This window comes from Nonomuraea pusilla (assembly GCF_900109355.1).
Lineage (GTDB): Bacteria > Actinomycetota > Actinomycetes > Streptosporangiales > Streptosporangiaceae > Nonomuraea > Nonomuraea pusilla.
Genome location: NZ_FOBF01000004.1, coordinates 159,127 through 173,598, shown reverse-complemented (window position 1 = coordinate 173,598; position 14,472 = coordinate 159,127). Strand labels below are relative to the sequence as shown.

Sequence of the window (14,472 nt, the reverse complement as noted above, 5' to 3'; positions counted from 1 at the left end):
GCGCAACTGTCGGTCGGCGTCTCTATGGTCTTGGGACGTGGACGCGGTTCAAGGCACCCTGGACGAGCTCGGCACCCCGCTGAGCGACGTCACGTTCGTCGTGTTCGACCTGGAGACCACCGGCGGCTCCCCGGCGGAGCACACCATCACCGAGATCGGCGCGGTCAAGGTGCGGGCGGGCGAGGTTCTGGGCGAGTTCTCCACGCTGGTCGACCCCGGCGGCCCCATCCCGCCGTTCATCTCGGTCCTGACCGGCATCACCGACGCCATGGTGATGGCCGCGCCGCGCATCGAGGCGGTGCTGCCGAGCTTCCTCGAGTTCATCCGCGGCGCCACCCTGGTCGCCCACAACGCGGGCTTCGACACGCGCTTCGTCAAGGCCGCCTGCGCCGCGCACGGCTACCCCCCGCCGCCCAACCCGGTCGTCGACACCGTCGACCTCGCCCGCCGCGTCCTCACCCGCGACGAGATCTCCAACGCCAAGCTCTCGACGCTGGCCAGGTTCTTCCGCAGCCCCGTCGAGCCGTGCCACCGCGCGCTCCAGGACGCCAGGGCCACCGTCGACGTGCTGCACGGCCTCATCGAGCGGGCCGGGTCCTTCCAGGTCCACACGCTGGAGGAGCTCAAGTCGTTCGTCCGCGCCCCCACGCCGGAGCAGCAGCGCAAACGCCACCTGGCCGAGTCCGTCCCGCACGCCCCCGGCGTCTACCTGTTCGAGGACGAACGCGGCGAGGTCCTCTACATCGGCAAGAGCACCAACCTGCGCAACCGGGTCCGCTCCTACTTCACGGCCAGCGAGACCAGGCCGCGCATCCGCGAGATGATCGGCATCGCCGAGCGGGTCCGCCACATCGTCTGCGCCACCGCGCTGGAGGCCGAGGTACGCGAGCTGCGGCTCATCGGCGGGGCCAAGCCCCGCTACAACCGGAGGTCGCGCTTCCCCGAGAAGGTCGTCTGGCTCAAGCTCACCGCCGAGGCGTTCCCCCGCCTGTCCATCGTGCGCGAGGTACGCGACGACGACGCCACCTACCTCGGCCCCTTCAGCAGCACCCGGCTCGCCGACGACGCCCGCACCGCCCTGCACGAGGCCGTCCCGCTGCGGCAGTGCACCCAGCCCGTCGGGCCGCGCACCCGGCGCGCCGCCTGCGTCCTGCACGAGATGGGCCGCTGCGGCGCGCCGTGCGAAGGCAAGGAGACGCCCGACGAGTACGCCAGGCACGTCGAGCGGGCCCGGCGTGCCATGACGCTCGACGCCTCGCCCGTCTTCTCGGCGGTGTCCGCCCGCATGGAGCGGCTGTCCGCCGAGCAGCGCTACGAGGAGGCGTCCGTCGACCGCGACCGGCTCGCCTCGTTCGTCCGCGCCGCCGCGCGCATGCAGCGGCTCGGCGCCATCACCCGCATCCCGCAGCTCGTCGCCGCCAGCCCCGCCTTCGACGGCGGCTGGGACATCCACGTCATCCGGTACGGACGGCTCGCGGCCGCCGGCGTGATGCCCAGGGGGGCGCACCCCAAGCCGTTCGTCGCCTCGCTCACCGCCGTGGCCGAGGCCGTCATCCCCGGCCCGGGGCCCGTCCACGCGGCCAGCGCCGAGGAGACCGAGTGCATCCTGCGCTGGCTGGAGTCCCCCGGGGTGCGGTTAGTGGAGATCGACGGCGAGTGGTGCCTGCCCGCGCACGGGGCGGCCCGTCACAAAGCCCGCATCGACCTCGCCTACCGCACCCAGGACATGCGCCGATAGAGTTGGCTCATGGTCACGGCTATCGTCCACATCAACGCAGAGGTAGACCGGATCCCGGAGGTCGCCCAGGAGATCGCCGAGATCGAGGGCGTGAGCGAGGTCTACTCCATCACCGGCGAGTACGACCTGCTGGCCATGGTGCGGGTGGCGGCGTACGAGCAGGTCGCCGAGGTCATCCCGGGCCGGCTCAACAAGGTGCCCGGCGTGCTGCACACCGAGACCCACATCGCCTTCCGCACCTACTCCAGGCACGACCTCGACGCCGCCTTCTCCATCGGCTTCCCCGAGTCCGACTGAGCCGACCCGGAAACCGGAGCACCCCGCCCCGCCCGGCGAGCGTCCCCTTCCCTCTTGTGGGAGCCCAGCGGACACGGAGGGGGACGTCGCCATCCGCCCAGCGGCATCCCCCGACGCGCCCTGTGAGACCGGCCGACCGTCCGGAGCCGACGTCCCCACCCGCCCTGGCAGACCAGCCGACCGTCCCGAGCTGACCGTCCCCAGGCGCCTCACCGTCCGACTGAGCCATCCGCCCGGAGCCGCCGCACAGCGGGCACCCCACCCGCCGACACGGAAGGCGAGCCCGCCACCGGGCGGATCGCCCAGAGATCCCCGCGCGCACACCCGCCGGGCAATGAACCGGCCGCCCGGCGGACGTGCCGTACCCCTGCACGGCATACGAGCGCGACCGGAGCCGACGCAGGGACGTCTTCGGGCATCCGGTCGGCCCGGCTAGAACCGACCGCCGCAAGCCGCATCCCCCGCCCCTACCTGGTACGCCCCCGAGCCGACCGTCCAGAGCCGACCGAGCAGCGACATGCCCGCCGCAACCAACCCGGTCTCCAACCCGCCAGTCGAAGCCGAGAGCACAGAACCTCCCCCGCCCTCCCCCGGACCGGAGGCGGGCCCACCGCCCCGGACGCCGCCGCACAGCGGCCTCCCCAGCCTCTCCCCGGCACGGGAGGCGAGCCCGCACTCCGAGACGTCGCCTCCCCCGCCCCTCCCTCACACGGGAAGCGAGGCCGCACTCCGAGACGCCGCCGCACAGCACCATCCCCGGCCTCTCCCCCCACGTGAGGCGAGCCCACCTCCCGAGAGTTGGCGCACAGCGGCGTCATCCCCGCCCCTCCCCACGGAAGTCGGAACGCTCCCCAGGAGGTGGGTGTGCGGGGGCGGCCGTCCTAGCGGTGGTAGGTGCTGATCTCCAGGAGGTTGTGGTCCGGGTCGCGGAAGTAGACGCTGAGGATCGGGCCTGTCGCGCCGGTGCGTTCGACCGGGCCCTCCTCGACGGGGACCGCGTGCCGGGCGAGTTCCTCCATCACCTGGTCCAGCGGGTCGGCGGTGATGAGGCAGAGGTCGGCGCTGCCCGGTGTCGGACGGTGCGCCTTCGGCTCGAACTCGTGGCCGGCGCGATGCAGGTTGATCTTGGTGGTGCCGAAGCGCAGGGCGGTGCGTCCCTCGCCGAACGTGACCGCCTCCATGCCGAGCACCCGGCTGTAGAAGTCCGTGGTCACCTCGATGTCGGCGACGGTCAGCACCAGGTGGTCGAGCCGTTCGATGTGCATGCGGATCACCTTAGCGAGGCCGCCTGACGGGTGACGGCGGCGCTGCCGGCCGGCGTGCTGGTCGGTCCCGCGGGCCTGGCGCCGCTGCGCCGCCGGTACGCCGCCTGGCAGGCGCGTCTCGTCCAGGACGGGCTGGACCGGAGGCCGCGACGGCGATCAGGCCGGCCGTCGACGGCTGGTGGGCCGCCAGGCTGCTCGGCCTGGGCGAGCCGGAGGCGGGCCTGCGCGAGCAAACCCGCCGCTACCTGATGGAGGCCAGCGATGGCGCCGCGCGTCACCATGGCCCTGGTGCTGGTCACGGACCTCGGGTTCGTGGCCTGGAGCCATCACCGGGCCGGGCCTGATCCCGGCGGTGTGGGCGTTCGCCGACTGCACCGACCCGCTGACGGTCGCCTGCAACCGGTCGTTCCTGTGGTTCGACCTGCCGGCGAGCCTCACGGGTCTGGCCTCGCTCCTCCTGCGGCGCGGCCCGGCGCTGGTGCTGGCGGCCGCGTCGGGGCTGAGGACGAGCGCCTTGCGCACCCTTCGGGGCGACTTCTCGCCGGCCTGGTGAGGGCCGAACCTGTTTCTCCTGCTCTTCCCGCTCTCCGCCGCCCGTCCGCCTGACCGCCCCCATGCCGCGGGCCGCCGTCTGCGCGGCGCGGGCGAACCCGAGGAGCCCGGGAAGCCGAAGGGCCCGGACGACGGTGTCGTCCGGGCCCCGGTGGCGGCATTACCTCAGTGGGTCAGGGAGCGGTCGTCGCCTCCGGCGCCGATCGCGGCCTTCTCCTCCTCGTGAGCGTGCTCTTCCTCGAGCGGGATCTTCTCCCCGCCGTACGCCTTCGACATGCGGGCGCGCAGCTTGCCCAGCGGACCGCGCATGCCCTTCGGCGGGATGCCCGACTTGTCCTCCAGGACGGGGAGCATCCGGACGGGCTCCTTGCCCCGCAGGTGCGCCTCGAGGTCCTCGGCCGGCGGCGTGTGCACCTCGATGAACTCGCCGTGCGGCAGGCGCTTGATCACGCCGGACTCCACGCCGTGACCGATGATCGCGGCGTCGGAACGCTGCAGGCCCAGGCACATCCGGTACGTGATGATGTAGGCGATGACCGGAGCCACGATGATCATCACTCGGCCCGCGTACGTCGTGACGTTCAGGCTGACGTTGAAGACCTTCGAGATCTCGTCGTTGGCGCCCATCAGCCACAGCACGCCGTAGAACGTGATCGCCGAGACGCCGATCGCGGTGCGGTGCGGGTTGTTGCGCGGACGGTCGGCGATGTGGTGCTCGCGGTGGTCGCCGGTGATCCAGCGCTCCAGGAACGGGTAGAGCGCGAGGCCGGTCATGATGATGCCGAGCGGCACCAGCGCCGGGATGATCACGCTCAGCGGCAGCGTGCCCGCGTGGGCCGTGCCGAAGAGGTTGATCTCCCACGGCGGCATGATGCGCAGCGAGCCTTCGAGGAAGCCCATGTAGAAGTCGGGCTGCGAACCCGCCGACACGTCGGCAGGCGTGTACGGCCCGAACAGCCAGATCGGGTTGATCTGGGCGAACGTCGCCAGGCCGCTGATCACGCCGAGCGTGAACAGGAAGTACGCGCCGGCCTTGGCCATGAACGCCGGGTAGAACGGCGCGCCGACCACGTTGTGGTTGGTGCGGCCCTTGCCCGGCATCTGGGTGTGCTTCTGCACCCACATGAGCACCATGTGGGCCGACACCAGCGCCAGCAGGATGCCCGGGATGAGCAGGATGTGCAGGGAGTAGAACCGGGAGACGACATCCTCACCCGGATACTCGCCGCCGAACAGGAAGAACGTGACGTACGTGCCCACCAGCGGCAGCGAGATGGCCACACCCTCGGTGATCCGCAGACCGGCGCCGGAGAGCAGGTCGTCGGGGAGGGAGTAGCCGGTCAGGCCCTCGGCCAGCGCCAGCGAGAGCAGCAGGATGCCGATGATCCAGTTGAGCTCGCGCGGCTTGCGGTAGGCGCCGGTGAAGAACACCCGCAGCGCGTGCACCATCATGCCGGCGATGAACAGCAGGGCCGCCCAGTGGTGCATCTGCCTGATCAGCAGTCCACCGCGGACGTCGAAGCTGATCTCCAGCGACGACGCGTAGGCCTGCGACATCATCACGCCCTTGAGCGGCGCGTACGAGCCGTCGTAGGCGATCTCCGCCATGCTCGGCTTGAACCACAGCGTCAGGAACGTGCCCGTCAGCAGCAGGATGACGAACGAGTACAGGGCGATCTCGCCCAGCAGGAACGACCAGTGGTCGGGGAAGATCTTGCGCAGGTTGCGCTTCAGGGCGGAGGCGCCGCCGAGACGCTCGTCGAGGAAGTTCGACGGCCCGGCGATGCCCTTCGGTACGGCTGTCAGGTCGCTCATGCCTGGCCTCCCTTCATCCGCGCCTCAGCCTCGGCGTCGCCCCGCTCCCAGTAGCTGGGACCGACGGGGACGTGGAAGTCGCCCTGGGCGATGAGGTAGCCCTGCTCGTCGACGCTGATCGGCAGCTGCGGCAGCGGCCTGGCGGCCGGGCCGAAGATGACCTTCGCGCCGTCGGCCGCGTCGAACGTCGACTGGTGGCACGGACAGAGGATGTGGTGGGTGGTCTGCTCGTACAGGGCCGCGGGGCAGCCGACGTGCGTGCAGATCTTGGAGTAGGCCACGATCCCGTCGATCGTCCAGTTCTTGTTGACGCCGTCCTTCAGCTCTTCGGGACGGAACTTGATCAGGATCAGGGTGGCCTTGGCGAGGGCGTTCAGGTCGTGCTCGTAGCCCTCGGGGACGACGGACAGGATGCCGCCCGGCGAGTTGAAGTCGGCCGCGCGGATCGGCTGGCCGGTGCCCTCGACGACCAGGCGCAGCGGCTTGCCGTCCTTGGTCTTCTCGCCCCAGACGGTGTGCCGCAGCAGCTTGTTGAACTTCGCGCCCGGCATCTTGCTGTTGTCGAGGTCGCGCAGCAGCACCAGCGGGACGAGGCCCAGCGGGGCCGCGGCCAGCAGCAGCGTGCGGCGCAGCAGCTTGCGCTTGACGAAGCCGCTCTCGCCCGCGCCCTGCAGGAACGTCTCCGAGACGTACCGGCGGTCGTCGTCGTCGGAGACCATCGGGTGGCGCTCCTGGACGAGGGCGTACTTCGGCATGATCATCCGGACCCAGACGACGATGCCGATGGCCATCGCCAGGATGGCCACCGTCAGGGTGCCGCCGAGGGCCAGGTTCGACGTGCCGGTCGCCTCGGGGCTGCCGACCTGGAACACCACGTAGGAGATGATGAACGCGACCGCCGCGAGGAACGTGATCGTGAAGCAGAGCGCCACGATCTTCTCGGCCTTGCGCGCCTTCTTCTCGTCCTGCAGCGTCACGCCGGGGACGTCGCCGCCCGCGGCGGCCGCGGCCTGCTCCGCGGTGCCGAGCATCGAGGTGCCCGGCGCGGGGGTGCCGATGACGCGCTTGGGTACGCGTTCGTCCGGCTGCTCGATCTCGTGCTCGTTGTCAGTCATGACTTCTGTCGCTTCTTCGCGGTGATCCAGATGGCGGCAAGGGCGAGAGCGCTGAGGCCTGCGATCCACGCTACAAGACCCTCGGTGACGGGGCCGATGCGGCCCAGCCCGAAGCCACCCGGGTCCTTCTGCTCACGGACCTGGGTGATGTAGGCGATCATGCTCTGCTTCTCTTCCGGCGTGATCGTCGTGTCGTTGAAGACCGGCATCGCCTGCGGGCCGGTGATCATCGCCTCGTAGATCTGCGTGGGAGAGGCCTGGTTCAGGTCGGGCGCGTACTTGCCTCGCGTCAGCGCGCCGCCGGCGCCTGCCCAGTTGTGGCACTGGATGCAGTTGGCCCGGAACAGCTCGCCGCCCTTGCCGGCGTCGCCGCCCGCGGGGTCGACCTGCTCCTTGCCGGGAACCTGCGGGCCGCCGCCGAGCGACTGCACGTAGGCGCCGATCTGGCTGATGGCCTGGGGCGTGACCCACTTGGCCAGCGGCTTGCGCGGGGCCTGCGCGCCGGGGTCGGCGGCGGGCATGCGGCCGGTGCTCATCTGGAAGTCGACCGCGGCGGCGCCGACGCCGACGAGGGTGGGGCCGGTGGCCGTGCCCTCGGCGTTCATGCCGTGGCAGCTGGAGCAGTGCTGCACGAACAGGCTCTTGCCCTCGGCCACGTCGTCGACCTTGCCCGCCGCCAGCGCCGCGTCGGCGGGCTTACCCGCCTGGACGAAGGCGGCATAGACCATCCCGACCAGCGCCAAGGCGAAAATCAGGACGGCGTATCTCGCGAGGGGATGCCGCCGCCAAGCGGTGATCCTAGTCACAGAGATCCCGTTCCTTAACGAATGATGTAGATGGTCGCGAAAAGACCAATCCAGACGACGTCGACGAAGTGCCAGTAGTAAGACACGACGATCGCGCTGGTGGCCTGCTCATGCGTGAAGCGCTTCGCGGCGTACGTACGTCCCAACATGAACAGGAACGCGATCAGGCCACCGGTCACGTGCAGGCCGTGGAAGCCCGTCGTCAGGTAGAACACCGAGGTGTAGGCGTTGGCGGACAGGGTCGCGCCCTCCGACGCCAGCTCGCCGTACTCGTACAGCTGCCCGGCCACGAAGACCGCGCCCATGAGGAAGCTGACGATGTACCAGAAGCGGAGCTTGCCGACCTGCCCCTTCTCCGCGGCCCACACGCCCAGCTGGCACGTCACACTCGACAGAACCAGGATGATCGTGTTGACCGTCGCGAACGGGATGTTCAGGTGAGCGCCCTCCGCGGCCTCTACGCCCACGGGGTGGAGCGCGGGACCCCAGTCGAGGCCCTTGCCGACGCTCACTGACCGGATGGTGAAGTACATCGCGAACAGCGCCGCGAAGAACATGAGCTCAGAGGACAGCCAGACGATCGTCCCGACGCTGACCAGGTTGGGTCTGCGGTACGACTGTGCTGTCGTCGTCGAAGTTATTGCGGATGCTGTCGCCACGGGCAGCATTATTGCGGCTCCGGTGGTCGGTCCGGCGCACGACCCCCCGTTAGGGGGCCGAAACAGGCCAACAACCTGGGATAATTGGTGCAAAACGCCTGCAAGAGACGGCGGCCTGGGATTGCACGCCGGGGCACCGGTACGATCCCAGGTGACCATACCGCTACGACGGATAGTGAGCGCGACCGTGAGCACCGACGACACGATGAGGGTCCTCGTCTACAGCGACGACGCCGCCACCAGGGCTGAGGTGCGCGCGGCCATCGGCCGGCGCCCGGCCGCGGACCTCCCCCTCGTTGAGATCGTGGAGTGCGCCACCGAGCCCAAGGTGCACCAGTGGCTGAGCTCCGGCGAGATCGACGTGGCCGTCCTCGACGGCGAGACCCAGCCGGCCGGCGGCATGGGCGTCTCCCGCCAGGCCAAGGACGAGGTCTACGACTGCCCGCCCATCTGCCTCATCATCGCCAGGCGCGACGACAGGTGGCTCGCCGACTGGTCCAAGGCCGACGCGGTGGTGCCGCAGCCGATCGAGCCGATGGTCCTGGCCGACACCGTGGCCGACCTCATGCGCCGCCGCTCCTCCACCCGCCTCAACGCCAAGTAGGTGCCCATGGACTCCCGGACGACCTGGCCCGCGCTCTTCTCCGCCCTCCTGTCCGGTGAGCACCTCAGCTCGGACGAGACGGCGTGGGCGATGCGCGAGATCATGTCGGGCTCGGCCACGCCGGCCCAGATCGCGGGCTTCGCGATCGCGCTGCGCGCCAAGGGCGAGACGGTCCCCGAGGTGGTGGGCCTGGCCCGCACCATGCTGGAGCTGGCCACGCCGCTCACGGTCGAGGGCCCCGTGGTCGACATCGTGGGCACCGGCGGCGACCGCGCCCACACCGTGAACGTCTCGACGATGGCCGCCGTCGTGGCCGCCGCCGCGGGCGCCCGCGTGGTCAAGCACGGCAACCGGGCCGCCTCGTCGTCCTGCGGCGCGGCCGACGTCCTGGAGCACCTCGGCATCAGGCTCGACCTCACCCCCGAGCAGACGGCGCGGGTGGCGCGCGAGGCCGGCATCGCCTTCTGCTTCGCCCCCGTCTACCACCCCGCGCTGCGCTTCGCCGGCCCGCCGCGCAAGGAGATCGGCGTCCCCACCGTCTTCAACTTCCTCGGCCCGCTGACCAACCCCGCCCGCCCCGCCGCGCAGGCCATCGGCGTCTTCGACCCGGGCATGCTGCCCGTCCTGGCCGGCGTGTTCGCCGAGCGCGGCGTGCGCGCCCTGGTCTTCCGCGGCGACGACGGCCTCGACGAGCTGACGATCGCGGCCACCTCCACGGTGTGGGTCGTCCAGGACGGCGCCGCCACCCAGACCACGTTCGACCCGGCCGTGCTCGGCATCCCGCGCGCCGACGTCGGCGCCCTGCGCGGCGGCGACGTCGCCTTCAACGCGCAGGCCGTACGCGACCTGGTGGGCGGCAGGACGGGCCCGGTGCGCGACGCGGTGCTGCTGAACGCCGCGGCGGCGCTGGTGGCGCTCGACGGCCCCGGCGACGACCTCGACGCCGCGATGACCGAGGGCTACGCCCGCGCCGTCCAGGCGGTCGACTCCGGCCGCGCCGCCGCCACCCTCGACCGCTGGATCGAGGTCAGCGGCGCGGTCTGACCCGCCGCGCCGCCCCGAGGCCGACGCCGGGGCACCCCTGAGCCGCGCCGTTGAGCCGCGCCGCCCGGGGCCCACGGCGCCGGGCCCCTGAGCCGCGACGCCCGCACGACGCGACGCCTCCGATCCGCGCCGCCTGGAGGCGTACGACGGGAAGCCCCTGAGCCGCGTACGCGGCTGGAAGCCACCACGAGCCGCCCGCGAGGTGCCCCGGCCACCCGGAGGCCCCACGGGGCGGCTCGGACGCTCTGAGGGCCGCCAGAGGCCGCCGGCGCGGTAGAAGCGCGGCGTGGAGGCTCAGAACGTGATGGTGGGGCCGTCCTTCAGCACGCTCCACTTGAGCCAGTCGTGCCAGTCCTCCTGCCAGTGCCCCCAGCCGTTCGTGGGCTCCAGCTTGCGCGGCGACCCCGTGATGATGATCGGGTCGCCGATCAGGGTGTTCTTGAGGAACCACTCGGCGTTCTCGGGGCTGATGTTCACGCAGCCGTGGCTGACGTTCGCGCTGCCCTGCGACCCGACCGACCAGGGCGCGCTGTGGACGTACTCGCCGCTGTTGGAGATGCGGACCGTGTTGTACACGGTGAGCTGGTAGTAGCCGGCCTGTCCTGGGCCGATGCCGGGCGACGTCATGATGGTCACCGGCTCCCTGGACATCGCCAGGTGGATGCCCGAGGTCGTGTAGTACTTCCACTCGCCGCCCTGACCGGCGCTCATCGGCATCGTCCGGATCTTCTTGCCGTCGCGCCGGACCGTCAGCACGTGCTCGTCGGTGGTGCCGCGGGTGATCTGCGCTCGGCCGATCTTGAACTCCAGCCGGATGTCGCGCTTGCCGTACAGGCCGGGGCCGCCGCGCACGCCGGCGAGCTTCGCCTCCAGCTGGACCTTCGTGTGCGCCGGCCACCACTCCTGCGGCCGGAAGTCGACGTGGCGGTCGTCGAACCAGTGCCAGGCCCCCTCGACCGGCTTGGAGGTGCGGACGATGAGGTTGCGCTCGACGGCGACCCTGTCGGCGACGGGCTTGTCGAACGCGAGCATGATCGGCATGCCGATGCCGACGGTGAGCCCCGTGTCGTCCTTGTTCGGCGTCACCCGCTCGACGTCGAACATCTGGGTGGCCTTCACCGTGCTGAACGTGCTCGTCGTCTCGGTCTGCCTGCCCGACACGTCCGCCGACGTCGCGGTCACCGTGTACGTGACCCCGGGCCTGGCGGTGGCGGTGCTGCGCCAGCGCGTGCCGTCGCCGCTCACGGTGCCCGGCAGGACCCCCGCCTTGCCGCCGTCGACGCGGACGCTCCTCAGCGTGCCGCCGGGGGGAGCCGACACGACGACCGCCTGGTCGGTCGGCACGTTCCCGCTCTTGTCCTGCGGGGTGACGACCACGGACGCCTCGGGCGCGACCGCGCCGCCCGCCGGGCGTTCGCCCGGATCACCGGGGCCGCCGGCGGCCACGCTCGCCGAGCACGCCGTCAGCAACGTCAAGGCCAGCAGACCTGCCGATCCATACGCTACGCGCTCCACGAGTGACTCCCTCGTCCAAGATCGAACCGCTTCACCTCCTTTATTCCTCGGTGATCCATTGGCCACATCCGTACACCAGTAAAGAACATGAAAAAGCGGGCGCACTCCCCCAGGAGGAGTGCGCCCGCCCGAATCGGTTCGCTCAGTGCGAGAAGTTGCCCCGGTAGTACTGGAACACGAAGCCGATCATCGCCATGATCACGAGGAACACGCCGATGAGGAACATCCAGAAGCCGATCACGAACCCGGCGAAGGCGAACGCCGCCGCCAGGCACAGGAACAGCGGCCACCAGCTGCTCGGGCTGAAGAAGCCGATCTCGCCCGCGCCGTCGCTGATGTCGGCCTGCTTGTTGTCCTCCGGCTGGGCGCCGATGCGGCGCGCCGTGAACATCAGGTAGTAGCCGACCATGAACGCGAAGCCGACCGAGATGGCCATGGCGGTGGTGCCGACCGGCTCACCGTGACCCGTCGCGCTCTTGGTCCAGAACCAGTAGGCGATGTCGACACCGGCGAAGAACAGGCCGCACAGCAGGAACAGCCAACCCTGGACCTTCATCAGGCCTCAACCTCCTGGGCGGACTTGGCGGACACGCGCGGGAAGCGCATGTCGAACGCGGGACGCTCGGACCGGATGGGCGGCAGCGACGTGAAGTTGTGCCGCGGCGGCGGGCACGAGGTGGCCCACTCCAGCGAGCCGCAGTAGCCCCACGGGTCGTTGACGGTGACCTTGGGCGCGCTGCGCCACGTCTTCCAGACGTTGTAGAAGAACGGCAACGTCGAGGCGCCGAGGATGAACGCGCCGACCGAGGAGATGAGGTTCAGGTCGGTGAACCCGTCGGCCGGGCTGTAGTCGGCGTAGCGGCGCGGGAAGCCGAGCATGCCGAGCCAGTGCTGGACGAGGAACGTCGTGTGGAAGCCGATGAACAGCAGCCAGAACTGGATCTTGCCCAGCTTGTCGTCGAGCATCTTGCCGGTGAACTTGGGCCACCAGAAGTAGAAGCCCGCGAACATGGCGAACACGACGGTGCCGAAGACCACGTAGTGGAAGTGGGCCACCACGAAGTAGGAGTCGGTGAGCTGGAAGTCGAGCGGCGGCGAGGCCAGGATGACGCCCGTCAGACCACCGAGGAGGAAGGTGATCAGGAAGCCGACCGAGAACAGCATCGGCGACTCGAACGTCAGGTGGCCGCGCCACATCGTGCCGATCCAGTTGAAGAACTTCACACCGGTCGGGACGGCGATGAGGAACGTCATGAACGAGAAGAACGGCAGCAGCACCTGGCCGGTCGGGAACATGTGGTGCGCCCAGACCGTGATGGACAGACCCGCGATGGAGATCGTCGCGCCGACGAGGCTGATGTAACCGAAGATCGGCTTACGGCTGAACACCGGCAGGATCTCGGTCACGATGCCGAAGAACGGCAGCGCGATGATGTACACCTCGGGGTGGCCGAAGAACCAGAACAGGTGCTGCCACAGCAGCGCGCCGCCGTTGGCCGGGTCGAAGATGTGGGTGCCGAGCTTGCGGTCGGCCTCCAGGGCGAGCATCGCGGCGGCCAGCACCGGGAACGCCATCAGCACGAGCATGCTGGTGAGCAGGATGTTCCAGGTGAAGATCGGCATGCGGAACATGGTCATGCCAGGGGCGCGCATGCAGATGATCGTCGTGATGAAGTTCACGGAGCCGAGGATCGTGCCGAGGCCGGACAGCGCCAGGCCCATGATCCACAGGTCGCCGCCCATGCCGGGCGAGGAGACCGCGCCCGACAGCGGCGTGTAGGCGAACCAGCCGAAGGCGGCCGCGCCGCCCGGCGTGAGGAAGCCGGACACCGCGATGATGCTGCCGAACAGGTAGAGCCAGTAGCTCACCATGTTGAGGCGGGGGAACGCCACGTCGGGGGCGCCGATCTGCAGCGGCATCAGCTCGTTGGCGAAGCCGGCGAACAGCGGCGTCGCGAACATGAGCAGCATGATCGTGCCGTGCATGGTGAACAGCTGGTTGAACTGCTCGTTGCTGGTGTACTGCAGACCCGGCTGCGCGAGCTCGGCCCGCATCACCAGCGCCATCACGCCGCCGATGAGGAAGAAGGCGAACGACGTGATCAGGTAGAGGTGTCCGATGATCTTGTGATCGGTGGAGGACAGCCACTTGGCGATGGCCCGGCCCTTGGTCATGGGCCTGACGGTCGTCGTCCTGAGTGGTTCGTGGATGGCGGTCACTGGGCGCTCCCAGCCTGGGTCTGGACGTACTGGTCGAACTCAGCCTGCGGAACGAGCTTCACCGAGAAGAGCATGCGGCTGTGGTCGACGCCGCAGAGCTCGGCGCACCGGCCGGCGTACACACCGGGCTTGTCGAGGGTGTTGATCTCGAACTTGCGGCCGGGGTTGCCTTCGGGAATGCCGGGGATGACGTCCCGCTTGAAGAGGAACTCGGGCACCCAGAACGAGTGGATGACGTCGTCGGTGGAGAGGTCGAACTCGACCTTGGACTTCACCGGGAGGACGAGCTGGGGGCCCTGCCTGTAGTCGGAGACGGGCATGCCCGCCACCGGCTTGAGGGTCTTGCCGTTGACCGTGGTGGTGAAGCGCCAGCTCCACTGGTAGGCCTCGACCTTCACCTTCACCGTCGCGTCGCCCTTGACCTGGGTCAGGGTGTTGCTGTCGCGGGCGGTGAAGAAGAAGAACACCGAGACCATGACCAGCGGGATCAGGGTGTAGAGCATCTCGATCGGCAGGTTGTAGCGGACCTGCGGCGGAAGCTCGGCCTTCGCCCTGCGCTTGCGGTGGAAGAGGGACGCCCACACGATCAGGACGATGACGACGGCACCCGTGGCGAGTGCGGCGATCCAGGCCCCGTTCCACAACGTGGTGACCAGGCCACCCTGCTCGGTGATGTGGTCGGGAAGAAGGCCTCGAGACCAGTCTGCCTCGGGAACGTCATTAGCACACGCCGTAGCAGTGGCCAGCAGCAACGCCAAAGCGGCGGCGCGCGGCACCCTGCGCCGGGCCAACGAACGCCGCGTCGTACGGCGAGTCGGACTCACGGATCGCCTACCCCACAG

Annotated in this window: 15 protein-coding genes; 6 read left to right on the top strand and 9 right to left on the bottom strand. The window is 69.8% G+C overall.

Annotation, left to right across the window (positions count from 1 at the left end):
* Nucleotides 1-37 precede the first annotated feature (37 nt).
* Together BMX74_RS09810 and BMX74_RS09805 are read left to right on the top strand one after the other, a co-directional pair.
* Entirely contained in the window at nt 38-1,738 is a 1,701-nt protein-coding gene (locus tag BMX74_RS09810) for a DEDD exonuclease domain-containing protein (protein WP_055503212.1), read from the top strand.
* A gap of 9 nt (nt 1,739-1,747) precedes the next feature.
* A complete protein-coding gene (locus tag BMX74_RS09805) occupies nt 1,748-2,035 on the top strand; it encodes an Lrp/AsnC family transcriptional regulator (RefSeq protein ID WP_055503213.1) in 288 nt (95 codons plus the stop codon).
* Nucleotides 2,036-2,916: 881 nt separating this feature from the next.
* Here the strand turns inward: BMX74_RS09805 and BMX74_RS09800 are convergent.
* A complete protein-coding gene (locus BMX74_RS09800) occupies nt 2,917-3,300 on the bottom strand; it encodes a VOC family protein (protein WP_055503214.1) in 384 nt (127 codons plus the stop codon).
* Nucleotides 3,301-3,323: 23 nt separating this feature from the next.
* Here BMX74_RS09800 and BMX74_RS46615 point away from each other — a divergent pair, with 23 nt between their 5' ends.
* Nucleotides 3,324-3,644 (top strand): hypothetical protein, encoded by a 321-nt coding sequence (locus BMX74_RS46615; protein WP_218153938.1) that lies wholly within the window; start codon nt 3,324-3,326, stop codon nt 3,642-3,644.
* The gene (locus tag BMX74_RS46610) at nt 3,626-3,853 is read left to right on the top strand and encodes a DUF5360 family protein (RefSeq protein ID WP_420538124.1); all 228 of its coding nucleotides are present in this window, start codon (nt 3,626-3,628) and stop codon (nt 3,851-3,853) included. The genes BMX74_RS46615 and BMX74_RS46610 overlap by 19 nt, the downstream gene beginning before the upstream one ends.
* A 164-nt stretch (nt 3,854-4,017) precedes the next feature.
* Here BMX74_RS46610 and qcrB read toward each other — a convergent pair whose 3' ends face one another.
* The 4 genes from qcrB to ctaE are packed head-to-tail and all read right to left on the bottom strand — an operon-like array spanning nt 4,018 to nt 8,256.
* Nucleotides 4,018-5,667: a cytochrome bc1 complex cytochrome b subunit gene (gene qcrB / locus BMX74_RS09790; RefSeq protein WP_055503215.1), complete on the bottom strand. Its 1,650-nt coding sequence runs from the start codon at nt 5,665-5,667 to the stop codon at nt 4,018-4,020.
* Entirely contained in the window at nt 5,664-6,782 is a 1,119-nt protein-coding gene (gene qcrA / locus BMX74_RS09785) for a cytochrome bc1 complex Rieske iron-sulfur subunit (protein ID WP_055503216.1), read from the bottom strand. The genes qcrB and qcrA overlap by 4 nt, the downstream gene beginning before the upstream one ends.
* Nucleotides 6,779-7,588 carry a cytochrome bc1 complex diheme cytochrome c subunit gene (gene qcrC, locus BMX74_RS09780; RefSeq protein WP_055503217.1) on the bottom strand — a complete coding sequence of 270 codons (810 nt, stop codon included), beginning with the start codon at nt 7,586-7,588 and terminating at the stop codon, nt 6,779-6,781. Before qcrC ends, qcrA begins: the two co-directional genes overlap by 4 nt.
* A gap of 14 nt (nt 7,589-7,602) precedes the next feature.
* A complete protein-coding gene (gene ctaE / locus BMX74_RS09775) occupies nt 7,603-8,256 on the bottom strand; it encodes an aa3-type cytochrome oxidase subunit III (protein ID WP_055503218.1) in 654 nt (217 codons plus the stop codon).
* Nucleotides 8,257-8,452: 196 nt separating this feature from the next.
* Here ctaE and BMX74_RS09770 point away from each other — a divergent pair, with 196 nt between their 5' ends.
* Nucleotides 8,453-8,851: a hypothetical protein gene (locus BMX74_RS09770; protein WP_055504058.1), complete on the top strand. Its 399-nt coding sequence runs from the start codon at nt 8,453-8,455 to the stop codon at nt 8,849-8,851.
* A gap of 6 nt (nt 8,852-8,857) precedes the next feature.
* A complete protein-coding gene (trpD, locus tag BMX74_RS09765) occupies nt 8,858-9,895 on the top strand; it encodes an anthranilate phosphoribosyltransferase (protein ID WP_082534877.1) in 1,038 nt (345 codons plus the stop codon).
* 294 nt (nt 9,896-10,189) lie between these two features.
* Here trpD and BMX74_RS09760 read toward each other — a convergent pair whose 3' ends face one another.
* From BMX74_RS09760 to ctaC, 4 genes are all read right to left on the bottom strand, one after another.
* A complete protein-coding gene (locus BMX74_RS09760) occupies nt 10,190-11,410 on the bottom strand; it encodes a L,D-transpeptidase (protein WP_055503220.1) in 1,221 nt (406 codons plus the stop codon).
* Between the two features lie 142 nt (nt 11,411-11,552).
* Nucleotides 11,553-11,966 carry a cytochrome c oxidase subunit 4 gene (locus tag BMX74_RS09755; RefSeq protein WP_055503221.1) on the bottom strand — a complete coding sequence of 138 codons (414 nt, stop codon included), beginning with the start codon at nt 11,964-11,966 and terminating at the stop codon, nt 11,553-11,555.
* Complete coding sequence (gene ctaD, locus BMX74_RS09750; RefSeq protein ID WP_055504059.1) at nt 11,966-13,585, bottom strand: aa3-type cytochrome oxidase subunit I; 1,620 nt, start codon at nt 13,583-13,585, stop codon at nt 11,966-11,968. Before ctaD ends, BMX74_RS09755 begins: the two co-directional genes overlap by 1 nt.
* Nucleotides 13,586-13,626: 41 nt before the next feature.
* Nucleotides 13,627-14,406, bottom strand: a complete 780-nt coding sequence (gene ctaC / locus BMX74_RS09745; RefSeq protein ID WP_434093920.1) for an aa3-type cytochrome oxidase subunit II — start codon at nt 14,404-14,406, stop codon at nt 13,627-13,629.
* Nucleotides 14,407-14,472 lie beyond the last annotated feature (66 nt).

Coding starts and splice junctions, on each gene's coding strand:
- BMX74_RS09805 (WP_055503213.1), top strand. CDS start 1,748: ATGGTCACGGCTATCGTCCACATCAACGCAGAGGTAGACCGGATCCCG.
- BMX74_RS09800 (WP_055503214.1), bottom strand. CDS start 3,300: ATGCACATCGAACGGCTCGACCACCTGGTGCTGACCGTCGCCGACATC.
- qcrB (WP_055503215.1), bottom strand. CDS start 5,667: ATGAGCGACCTGACAGCCGTACCGAAGGGCATCGCCGGGCCGTCGAAC.
- qcrA (WP_055503216.1), bottom strand. CDS start 6,782: ATGACTGACAACGAGCACGAGATCGAGCAGCCGGACGAACGCGTACCC.
- ctaE (WP_055503218.1), bottom strand. CDS start 8,256: ATGCTGCCCGTGGCGACAGCATCCGCAATAACTTCGACGACGACAGCA.
- BMX74_RS09770 (WP_055504058.1), top strand. CDS start 8,453: ATGAGGGTCCTCGTCTACAGCGACGACGCCGCCACCAGGGCTGAGGTG.
- trpD (WP_082534877.1), top strand. CDS start 8,858: ATGGACTCCCGGACGACCTGGCCCGCGCTCTTCTCCGCCCTCCTGTCC.
- BMX74_RS09755 (WP_055503221.1), bottom strand. CDS start 11,966: ATGAAGGTCCAGGGTTGGCTGTTCCTGCTGTGCGGCCTGTTCTTCGCC.
- ctaD (WP_055504059.1), bottom strand. CDS start 13,585: ATGACCAAGGGCCGGGCCATCGCCAAGTGGCTGTCCTCCACCGATCAC.